This window comes from Novosphingobium aquimarinum (assembly GCF_009746585.1).
GTDB lineage: Bacteria > Pseudomonadota > Alphaproteobacteria > Sphingomonadales > Sphingomonadaceae > Novosphingobium > Novosphingobium aquimarinum.
Window position 1 is genome coordinate 1 of the sequence record NZ_WRPO01000040.1, and the last position, 11,034, is coordinate 11,034.

General features: G+C 67.0%; 6 protein-coding genes and 2 pseudogenes. 2 read left to right on the top strand and 6 right to left on the bottom strand.

Annotated elements, in window-relative coordinates:
- Nucleotides 1-94 precede the first annotated feature (94 nt).
- From GQO94_RS20295 to GQO94_RS20320, 6 genes and pseudogenes are all read right to left on the bottom strand, one after another.
- Complete coding sequence (locus GQO94_RS20295) at nt 95-883, bottom strand: helix-turn-helix domain-containing protein (protein WP_232333060.1); 789 nt, start codon at nt 881-883, stop codon at nt 95-97.
- Nucleotides 884-953: 70 nt separating this feature from the next.
- On the bottom strand, nt 954-2,264 hold the full coding sequence (locus tag GQO94_RS20300; RefSeq protein WP_232333061.1) for an MFS transporter: 1,311 nt from the start codon (nt 2,262-2,264) through the stop codon (nt 954-956).
- Entirely contained in the window at nt 2,248-3,198 is a 951-nt protein-coding gene (locus GQO94_RS20305) for an alpha/beta hydrolase (RefSeq protein WP_156843206.1), read from the bottom strand. The genes GQO94_RS20300 and GQO94_RS20305 overlap by 17 nt, the downstream gene beginning before the upstream one ends.
- A 55-nt stretch (nt 3,199-3,253) precedes the next feature.
- A pseudogene (locus GQO94_RS20310) lies at nt 3,254-4,657 on the bottom strand (FAD-binding oxidoreductase).
- Nucleotides 4,658-4,665: 8 nt separating this feature from the next.
- The gene (locus tag GQO94_RS20315) at nt 4,666-6,783 is read right to left on the bottom strand and encodes a TonB-dependent receptor (protein WP_156843207.1); all 2,118 of its coding nucleotides are present in this window, start codon (nt 6,781-6,783) and stop codon (nt 4,666-4,668) included.
- A gap of 156 nt (nt 6,784-6,939) precedes the next feature.
- A complete protein-coding gene (locus tag GQO94_RS20320; protein WP_232333063.1) occupies nt 6,940-8,424 on the bottom strand; it encodes a carboxylesterase/lipase family protein in 1,485 nt (494 codons plus the stop codon).
- Nucleotides 8,425-8,704: 280 nt separating this feature from the next.
- On the opposite strand from GQO94_RS20320, the gene GQO94_RS20325 reads away from it, so the two are divergent.
- Nucleotides 8,705-9,100 (top strand): Hsp20/alpha crystallin family protein, encoded by a 396-nt coding sequence (locus GQO94_RS20325; RefSeq protein ID WP_198046083.1) that lies wholly within the window; start codon nt 8,705-8,707, stop codon nt 9,098-9,100.
- A gap of 86 nt (nt 9,101-9,186) precedes the next feature.
- A pseudogene (lon, locus tag GQO94_RS20330) lies at nt 9,187-10,848 on the top strand (endopeptidase La); the annotation flags it as partial.
- Nucleotides 10,849-11,034 lie beyond the last annotated feature (186 nt).

Below are 11,034 nucleotides of genomic sequence, written 5' to 3' on the forward strand. Positions count from 1 at the left end.
TACCAGCGCACCGCCCACAGGATCACATCACCCTGGAAATGGCGCCACTTGAAATCCGTCATCGTTCCGTCCGTCCAATCTCCGCCAAGCATGCTCAAGCTTCACGATTTTTGCAACAGAGCCTCCGCGCGCGATACTGGGTCGGCGCGGTGCCGAAGCGGCGACTGAAGGCGCGGGTGAAGCTGGCATTGTTGAGATAGCCGCAGCGATAGCCGACCGATGCGACCGGCAGGTCGGTCGACAGGAGCAGCATCTTCGCACCCTCGAGCCGTTTCTCGGCCAGCGCATCGGCGATCGAACAGTCGAACATGTCGCGGAAACCGCGGGTCAGCTTGGCGCGGTTGAGACCGCAGGCGCGCGACAGCGTGTCGAGCGTCAGCTTCTCCGCCCAGCGCTCGTCGATCATCGACCTTGCATTGAGGATGCGGCGGCTGTCCTCCTGTGACAAATGGCTCTCCCCCAGCACCGGAACCAGCGCGCTGTCCCCGATCAGGCGCAGCGTATCGCACAGCAATTCGATGCTCTTGGCGAGACGGTAGGGCTCGCGCGCGCCTTCGGGCATGTCGCAGTCGCGGATGGCCAGGGCGATCTCGCGCAGTTCGCGGGTGATGTGGAAGGCGCCGTCGCGCCCCTCGGGCAGCGCGCCGAACAGCCGCTCGATCGCCGAGGCGGAGACGATCAGGAGAAGCTGGTCGTCGCCGAGCGTCGCGGCGGAGGGATCGGCATGCCAGCGGACCGTGGCAGGGGTACCGACGCAGCCGAGCGTGTAGCTGAGCGCAACCGGTTCGGCCGGCCAGGGGCGTTGCGGCAACGCGCCCGCGCCTACCATTGCCGCCATCTCGTGGGAGACCTGTACCCAGTCCCGCTCGACCATCCAGCGCATCCTCTCATCCTATCGAGGAAAAGCTAGACCTTCCTGATAGGTTTGTCGAGACCTATCAGAAAGGTAAAGGTCATGTGGCGAGCGAGGTCGAATCGCGCGGCGCGTGGCGCATCGCCAGGGGGAAGGCGAGCGAGGCGATCGCCGTGATCACGACGCCGACGATCGCGAGCGCGGTGCCCAGATGGCTCTCCCCGCCCAGCAGGCCGCTGACCAGCGTGATCAGCGGCGGCGCCACGCCGAAGCCGAGGACGCCGGCCAGCGCCACGAACAGCCCAATGCAGAATCCGCGCAGCTCGTTGGGCAGCAGGACCGTGATGGTGACGCCGACGATCAGCCCGGCGGCTGTGCCGCAGAACAGGAAGAGCCCGAGCATCAGCGCGAAACTGGGCACGTCGGGGGCGAGCGGGAAAAGTGACATCGGCACCGACAGGGTCGTCGCCGCGATCGCGCCGATCAGGATGCCGCCACGGCGCGGAAGGCGATGGCCCCAGTCGGCGACAAGACCGCCCAGGATCGATCCGATCACGCCGGCGGCGAAGACGACCAGGCCCATCCACTGGGCGAACTGATCGGGCTGGAGCCCATAGCTGCGGCTCAGCACCGGCGCGGCCCAGATGCCGGCGGCGGTATCGATCATCGCGACCGAGAGCTGGCCGGCGAACAAGGGAAGGATGAAGGCACGCCGGTCCCAAAGTTCGCGCATCGCGACCGAGAAGGGAGCATCGGCGCCCGCGACCGTCTCGCGCCGGGCCGGCTCGCGGACGAACAGCAGCGGCAGGCACACGATCACGCCGATCGCGGCCACGGCGAGATGGACCCCGCGCCAAGGCGCGACCGGGCCGATCCATGCGGGAAGCACCATCGTGCCGAGCATGCCGAACAGCCAGCCGCCCAGCGCGAACGCACCCGCGCTGCCGCCCCATTTGCCGAGCGTCAGGACCAGCATCGCGCTGCCGCGCTGGGTCGGCGGGCACATGTCGGCCGCGATCGAGATAGCGGCGGTGACCGAACAGAAGCCGCCCACCGCGACGAACATCCGGGCGATGAACAGCCCGGTGACGCTGTCGGCGAAGGCGGTCAGCACCAGCCCGATCGTCCAGCCGAGCACCAGCAGGAGCAGGAGCCGCATCCGGTTGCTGCTGTCGACCAGTCGTCCGATCGGCACCGCCAGCACGGCGAGCGGCGCCGCCGCGCCCACGCCCTGGATGAAGCCGAGCTGGTTGTCTGTCAGGCCCAGTTCGGCCTTGGCGGCCTCCTGGACGATGCTGAAAAGGAAGATCGACATCGTGCCGATGGCCAGCGCCAGCGCCAGGGCGAACAGCGCGGGCAGCGCGGCGGACAGGCGCGGTTCGGCGCGCGTTGGGTCAGGTGCGAGGGGCAAGGAACCTCCTGAGGGCCGACTGGCTGAGCTGCCGCGCCTGCCGGCTGACATAGGCGTCGGCCTGCAGTTCGAAGGCGTGGAAGGCTCCGGGAAAAAGATGGAATTCGATCGGCACGCCTGCGCGGGCGAGGCGGCGCGCATAATCGAGATTCTCCTCCAGGAAGAGATCGAGCGCTCCGGCGTAGAGGAAGGTCGGCGGCAGGCCTGACAGGTCGGTCGCGCGGGCGGGCGCCGCATAGGGCGAAACGTCGGCGCCGCCGGGCGCATGGCCGAGCAGGGCTTCCCAGCCGAAGCGGTTCTTTTCCGGCGTCCAGACATATTCGCCGACGAAGGGATGGGGTTCGGCGCCGCTGCCGTTGCGATCGTCGAGCATCGGATAGATGAGCTGCTGGAAGGCGAGGGGATATTCGCCGCGGTCGCGCGCCAGCAGCGCCAGCGCCGCGGCAAGGCCGCCGCCCGCGCTTTCGCCCATCACGCCGATCCGGGCCGTATCGAAACCCTGTTCGGCGGCGTTGGCGAAGACCCAGGCAAGGCCGGCATAGCAGTCCTCGATCGAGCCGGGAAACACGGTCTCGGGCGCGAGCCGATAGTCGACCGAGACGATCGCGCAGTTCAGCTCGATCGCCAGCGGCCCGTTGGACATGTCCCCCTGATCCGCGGTGCCGGCGACAAAGCCGCCGCCATGGATGTGATAGATGACGGGAAGCGGGGCGGCGGCCGCGTCCTTCGGTCGCAGGACGCGCAGCTGGATGTCGGGGCCCCCCGCAGGGCCGGCGACGGTCTTCACCTCGATCGCCGCGTCGGTCTGCGCCGGCGGCAGCATCGCCCTCAACTGCTCGCGCAGCGCAGGCAGGCTTTCGCGGCTGAGCTCGCTGTCCGGAAACTGCTCCAGAACGGGCAGGAGTTCGGGGTCGACGAGGTGGCGGCTGTTCACGGGCAGATCCTTTCCAGCGGACATGACGGAGGCCCGGACGGAACCGGGCCTTCGTTCAAAGCTGGAATATCTTGCCGGGGTTGAACAGGTCCTTCGGGTCGATCGCACGCTTGATCAGCCGCATCATTTCGACCGCGTCACCCAGTTCGTCGACGAGGAACTGCTGCTTGCCCAGACCGATGCCATGTTCGCCGGTACAGGTGCCGTCCATGGCGAGCGCGCGGGCGACGATCCGGTCGTTGAGTGCCTCGACCTCGATCATCTCCTCCGGCCTTTTGGGATCGATCGCGAAGATCACGTGGAAATTGCCGTCGCCGACATGGCCGAGGATCGTCGAGGGTACCGACGACGTCGCAAGATCTTCCTTGGTCTCGACGATGCATTCGGCGAGGCGGCTGATCGGCACGCAGACGTCGGTGGTCCAGCCGACCGCGCCGGGGCGCTGGTTGACCGCGGCGTAATAGGCCTCGTGCCGCGCTTTCCACAGCCGGTTGCGTTCTTCGGGCAGGTTCGACCAGAGGAACTCGCCGCCGCCATTATAGCCGGCGATCTCGCGCACCGTCTCGACCTGCTCCTCGACATAGCGTTCGGAGCCGTGGAATTCGAACAGCAGGGTCGTCTTTTCGGGATAGTCGAGCTTCGAATAGGCGTTGCAGGCCCGAACCTGCGCATCGTCGAGGATCTCGATCCGCGCGACCGGCACGCCGATCTGGATCGACTGGACGACGGTGTCGACCGCGCCCTTGAGGGTCTCGAAGGAGCAGACCGCCGAGGAGATCGCCTCGGGAATGCCGTGCAGGCGCAGGGTGATCTCGGTGATGATGCCCAGCGTGCCTTCGGCGCCGATCATCAGACGGGTCAGGTCGTAGCCCGCCGCCGACTTGCGCGCCCGGCGCGCGGTACGGATCACCTTGCCGTCGGGGGTGACGACGCGCAGCGACAGGATCGCCTCGCGCATCGTACCGTAGCGCACCGCGTTGGTGCCGGACGCACGGGTCGACGCCATGCCGCCGATGGTGGCGTTGGCCCCGGGATCGATCGGGAAGAACAGCCCCTGGTCGCGCAGATGTTCGTTGAGCTGTTCGCGCCGCACCCCCGCCTGGACGGTGCAGTCGAAATCCTCCTGGTTCACCTCGAGGATCGCGTTCATCTCCGACAGGTCGATCGTGAGGCCGCCCTTGACCGGGGTGACGTTGCCCTCGAGCGAGGTGCCGGCGCCGAAGGCTATGATCGGTACCTCGGCGGCGACGCACAGCCTGACCAGCGCCGCCACCTCTTCGGTCGAGCGAACGAAGGCGACCGCATCGGGCAGCACCGGATCGAAATGGGTCTAGCTCGACCCATGCTGGAGGCGGATCGCCTCCCCGGTGCCGAGCCGGTCGCCGACCACCGCACGAACCTCGTCGAGGAAGCCCGTGGGCAGCGGCTTGCGGTCGAAATTGGGCAGGGGCGCGGTCATGGCCTGTCTCAATATTTGAAGGAGGCGCGGACGCCGTAGCGACGACGATCCCCGATGATGCCCAGGTCGGAAGCCGCCGGCAGGCCCGCGAGCAGGGACGCCGTCTTCTCGATGTAGCTCTCGAAATACTTCTTGTTGAGCAGGTTGTTGCCGAAGATCGCCAGCTCGAACGGACCGGTCTTGTAGGTGATCGAGCCGTTGACCAGCGCATAGCCCTTCAGGAAGGTCGGCGTGGTCTCGTTGAGCGTCCCGGCGAGGCGCTTGCCCTTGCCCTGCACGCCGGCGCTGAAGGTCAGCGTGTCGTCGCCGATCGGCACGGCATAGTCGCTCGACAGGCTGAACATGATGTCCGGCTGGAAGGTGAGGCGGTCGCTCGAAAGCGTGCGGCCGGTGACGGCGGTATAAGGCGAACTGTCCGTCAGGCGGGCGTGCATGTAGGTGAGGCTACCGCTGATCGTCCATTGCTGGGTCGGCCGCACCAGCCCTTCGAGTTCGACGCCGTAGCTTTCGACATCGCCGCTGTTCAGGTCGACCGTGACGAGGCCGGAGGGGAGAGCCGGCGCGACCGAGTTGGGGCCGATATAATCCTTATAGTCGTTGTAGAAGACTGCGGCCGACAGCGAGAGCGCGCGGGTCGAATATTTGGTCCCGGCCTCGTACGTCCAGGCGGAGTCGCCCTTGTAGGTCCGGAATGGCGCGTTGGGGGCGTTGAAGCCACCGCCACGATAACCGCGCGCCACCGAGGCGTAGCTCATCATGCTGGTGTTCCAGTGACGGGTCACGGTCAGCTTGGGCTGGACCTGATCCGATTTGAGGCTGGCATCGGGGAGCGCCGCCCCATTGACGGTGCCCGAAGCCTTGCGGCTTTCATGGTCGTACCGCAGGCCGAGGGCCACTTCCCAATCGATGTTGGGCTTCCAGAATAGCGTGCCGAACGCGGCGTAGGTATTTCCCACGCGCTTGTCGGTCTGCCGTACCACGGCATTTCCGGCGATGACGATAGTGCGCGCCAGCGAGGCCGAGGTCGTTTCGCGGCTGTAGAACAGGCCGAACAAGGTCGAGATCTGGTCGCTCAAGTCGCTGTCGAGGCGAAGCTCGGTCGTTGTCGTGCGCAGGCGGTCGCGGCTGTTGTCGCGGACCGCGTTCAGCGGGCCGAAGTCGGCGTCCGAGTCCGGCGAAACGGTGTTGCGCAGGTCATAGGCTGCCTGAAGGGTCAGCTTGCTGGCGAGTGCTTCGATCGGGGTTTCGATCTTCGCATTGACGCCACGATATTTGTAATTGGCGACACCCAACGCGTTGAACTGGTTGGTGCGCAGATAGTCGGTCGGGCCGGTGACGCGGGCATAGGGGACATTGGTGCCTTTCACCCAGTCATAATAGCCGCCGATGGTGATCGTCAGGTCTTCGGTTGGCGTCGCGCGGATGGTGGCGTTGATCGAGTCGGTGTTGAACTTGTTCGACTTGCCGCCGATTATGACGTTGTTGATGAAGCCGTCCTGTTCGCGGTGCGACCCGGCGACACGGACCGCCAGCTTGTCTTCGACGATCGGTCCGGCCACCGAAGCGCCGACCTGCCAGGCGTTGTCGGGGCCGGCATAGCTCGCCATGCCGCGCGCTTCGAAGACGTTGCCCGGCTGGCGGGTAATGACGTTGATCGCGCCGCCGAGCGTATTCTTGCCGTAGAGCGTGCCCTGCGGGCCGCGCAGCACCTCGATCCGTTCGACGTCGTTCAGCGGGTTGTTGAGATAGGCGGTGTTGGGACGATAGATGCCGTCGACAAACAGGCCGACACCCGGCTGCACGGTGCTGACGATGGTGACGCCGACGCCGCGGATCGACACGAAGGCGCGGCCGGCACCATCGCTGTTGATGTTCAGACCCGGCGACAGAAGGGCTGCCTCGCGGACCGAGTTGATGCTGCGCTTCGCCAACACGTCGCCGGAAACGGCGGTCACCGCGACCGGAACGTCGAGAAGGGTTTCGTTGCGCTTGCGGGCGGTGACGATGATGTCCTGATCGCCGGTCGCTTCCTCGGCCGCGGCGGGGGCGGCCTGCTGCGCGACGGCCGACGAGGCGGCGAGCGCGACGAACGCACATCCCGAGACGAGCATGGTGGTGAAGCGCATCTGTGGTCCTCTCCTGAAACGCGCCGACCTTTGATGATCTGGCGCCAACCAATGAAGAGGACCTATCCGATAGCTTACCTTTCAGAAAGGTCCTGATGCACCGCCGGCTTTGCCGATCGGCTCGGACAATTGACCGGCCCGATCAAGTGTCTGAAATCAAGGAAGAAAGGTCGCCGCCGGCAGGCGTGGTTCGGAACGGGCGAGTCCGTCCGAAATCGAATAGACCAGCCTTTTCTCGCGGTCGAACGGCGACCAGGGCAGGTTGCCGTCGCGGGCGAAGTCGACCCAAAGCCGATGCATGCGATCGGCGAGCTGCTGCGGCGGGGCTTCCCCGACCAGGCCCTGCGCGCCCGTCGCGGTCGCGAGCGTGTCGAACACGAAGGGCAGTTCGACCGCGTGGCAGGAGCCGAGCTCGCCCTTGAAGGCGGGCGAGCGCCAGTCGAACTCGTACATATGCGTCCGGCCCTGATGCTCCTCGGCGAAACGGCGCGCGGGCCAGCGGAAGACGAGGTCGTTCATCGCGTCGGTCAGCGCCTGTCCGGGCTTCACGCCATGCTTCCCCAGGCCATAGGCCTTGAGCACCCTGCGCGCGCCCGGTTGCGATCGGCTGAGCAGGAATGTCGCGAGCAGGCCACCGATCTTGTCGCGCACCCCGGAGGGGACGAGGTAGAGATTCATCTCCTCCGCATTGGTGCCGATCAGGACCTCGACATCGCTCCCCGCGCCGCGCCGCAAAGCTTCGAGCGGTTGGAGCGGAAGGACGTCGTCGCCATGGACGGGCATGAAGCGACTGAGGCCGAACATCGGCTCATGCCCCCTCGAATCGCGCAGGTCGATCCGCGCGGTCGGCGCCGATATCTGCTCGACCGCGTCGAGCGCATCGCCCGGCGCCACGCTGGCGAAGCCGGCCCGGTCGGGCGTCACCCGCAGCAGCTTGGCCAGCTTCTTGACCAGTCGCTGCGTCACCGGGATCTCGCGGGTCATGCCGGCATGGCCGCTCTGGATGATAGCGCGGCGGAACAGGCCTTTGGCGAGCGGGGAAGCGATCAGGTCGGCGATCGCCATGGCGCCCGCGGACTCGCCGAACACCGTGATATTGCGCGGATCGCCGCCGAATGCCGCGGCATTCGCGCGCACCCACTGCAGCGCTGCGATCATGTCGCGCAGGCCCAGATTGGTGGGCACGCCCGGGATTGGAAGGAAGCCGTCGATGCCCATGCGGTAGTTGATCGCGAAACAGACCAGACCGGCGCGGGCGAAGGCGGCGCCGTCGCTGATCGACACGTCCTTGCTGCCGATCACGAAGCCGCCGCCGTGGATCCACACCATCACCGGCCGGCCGCCGCCATTGGCCTCGGGCGTCCAGATATTGGCCGACAAATAATCGTCGCCCTGAACCCAGCCGCTGCCGATCAGCGGTGTGACGTCGAGGCCGGGGAATGCCTTGACCCGATGGGGGGCGTTGGGGCCGGGGTCGACCGCGTCGCGCACGCCTTCCCAGGGTTCGGCGGGCGCGGGGGCGGCGAAGCGACGGTCGCCCACCGGCGCGGCCGCATAGGGAACGCCGCGGAAGCGGCGAACGCCCGCTTCGATTGTTCCCCGCACCGTTCCAGCGGTCGTGTCGACGATCGCTCTAGCCATCATGATCTCCTGCACATTTTCGTTCTACCTAACGCATATACGCACCACGGTGCCCGCTATTGCAGTGTGCAGACCGGCTCTATCTGGATGCGCCCCGTCTTGCGGGCCGGAACTTCGGACGCTCCCCGGCGTCGAACGGCGGGACGCTAGGCTCGTTTCGGGCACCGCTTGAAATTGCGGGTCCGCGTTTCCTTATTACGGGGGAGCGGCCGTGCCCCACGGCACACCCCCGGCCGCCGAGAGAGGACGTCACATGAATTCTGGCCGATCGCGGGATTGGATGTGGGCGGAAGCCGTCGACCTGATCGACCGCGTGCAGCGCCTGCATCAGCAGGCCTTCGCCCCGTCGCGGGCGAGCGGCGGCGCGCCCAGTTGGGAGCCGCCGGCCGACATGCTCGAGACCGAGGGCGAACTGCTCGTGCTCGTCGCGCTGCCCGGGGTCGACCTCGACCAGACCGAGGCGTTCATCGACGACGGCGTGCTGGTCGTCCGCGGCTACCGGATCCTGCCTCCCGAACTGCGCATCGCCAAGATCCATCGGCTCGAACTCCCGCAAGGCCGGTTCGAACGACGCCTGCCGCTGCCGCCGGGCCGCTATGACTCGGTTCGCCGGTCGAGCGTGCATGGATGCCTGCTCGTGACGTTGAACAAGGTGAATGGAGGGCTGCGGCGATGACCGACCTGGCCGACAGCAAGACGATCGAGGCGCAGGAGGCACGGACCGACGCCGGTCCCCGCCTGCCCGAACTTCCCGCCGACGCGATGATCATCGTGCCGGTCCGCAACTTCGTGATGTTCCCCGAGGTGGTGATGCCGCTGGCGATCGGCCGGCCGGTGTCGATCAACGCGGCGCAGGCGGCGGTTCGCGAGAGCCGCCCCGTCGGCGTGCTCGCCCAGCGCGACGCCGACGCCAAGGAGCCCGGTCCGCTCGACATGCACCGCATGGGCACCATCGCCAATGTGCTGCGCTACATCACCGGGCCCGACGAGACCCATCACCTGATCGTCCAGGGCGAGACACGCTTCCGCGTCGTCGAATTCCTCGACGGCTGGCCGTTCCTCGTCGCCCGGATCGAGCGCATCGAGGAGCCCGCACCCGAGGGCAACGAGGTCGAGGCGCGCTTCATCAACCTGCGCAACCAGGCGCTGGAGACGGTGGGGCTGCTGCCGCAGGCGCCGCAGGGCCTGGCCGACGCGATCCGCACGATCGCGGCGCCCGGCGCGCTGGCCGACCTGACGGCGGCCTATCTCGATATCGGCGCCAACGAGAAGCAGGACATATTGGAGACGGTCGCGCTGCAGCCGCGCCTCGACAAGGTCATGGCGCTGCTCGCCCAGCGGCTCGAGGTGCTGCGCCTGTCGGCCGAGATCGGCAAGGGCGTGCAGGAGAAGCTCGGCAACCGCCAGCGCGAGCATCTGCTGCGCGAGCAGATGGCCGAGATCCAGCGCCAGCTCGGCGAGGACGAGGGCAATTCGGCCGAGATCGCCGAACTCAGGGAAGCCATCGCCGGAGCCGGCATGCCCGAAGAGGTCGAGAAGCAGGCCACGAAGGAGCTGCGCCGGCTGGAGCGCATGCCCGACGGCGCGGCCGAGCACGGCATCATCCGCACCTATCTCGATTGGCTGACCGAACTGCCCTGGGCGCTGCCCGCGCACAAGGACATCGACATCGCCGAGGCGCGGGCCCAGCTCGACGCCGACCATTATGGGCTGGAGAAGATCAAGAAGCGGATCATCGAATATCTCGCGGTCCGCAAGCTGGCGCCTGAGAGCAAGGCGCCGATCCTGTGCTTCGCGGGCCCCCCGGGGGTCGGCAAGACCTCGCTCGGCCAGTCGATCGCCAAGGCGATGGGGCGCGAGTTCGTCCGCGTCAGCCTGGGCGGCGTCCATGACGAGGCCGAGATACGCGGCCACCGGCGCACCTATATCGGCGCGCTGCCGGGCAACATCATCCAGGCGATCCGCAAGGCGGGCACGCGCGACTGCGTGATGATGCTCGACGAGATCGACAAGCTGGGCCGCGGCGTCCAGGGCGATCCGTCGGCAGCGATGCTGGAGGTTCTCGACCCCGAGCAGAACGGCACCTTCCGCGACAATTATCTCGGCGTGCCCTTCGATCTCAGCCGGGTCGTGTTCATCGCGACCGCCAACATGCTCGACACCATCCCCGGACCGTTGCGCGACCGGATGGAGGTGATCTCGCTCCCCGGCTACACCGAGGAGGAGAAGCTCCACATCGCCCGCCGCTATCTGGTCGGCCGCCAGCTCGAGGCGAACGGGGTGAGCGCCGAGCAGGTCGAGATCGACGATGCCTCGCTGCAGGCGATCATCAGCTTCTACACGCGGGAAGCCGGCGTGCGGAACCTGGAGCGCGAGATCGGCAAGGTGATCCGCCACGCGGCGGTGCGCATCGCCGAGGGCAGCGACACCCATGTCAAGATCGGCGAGAAGGATGTCGTCGAGGTTCTCGGCGGCCATATCTTCGAGGGCTCTGTTGCAAAAATCGTGAAGCTTGAGCATGCTTGGCGGAGATTGGACGGACGGAACGATGACGGATTTCAAGTGGCGCCATTTCCAGGGTGATGTGATCCTGTGGGCGGTGCGCTGGTA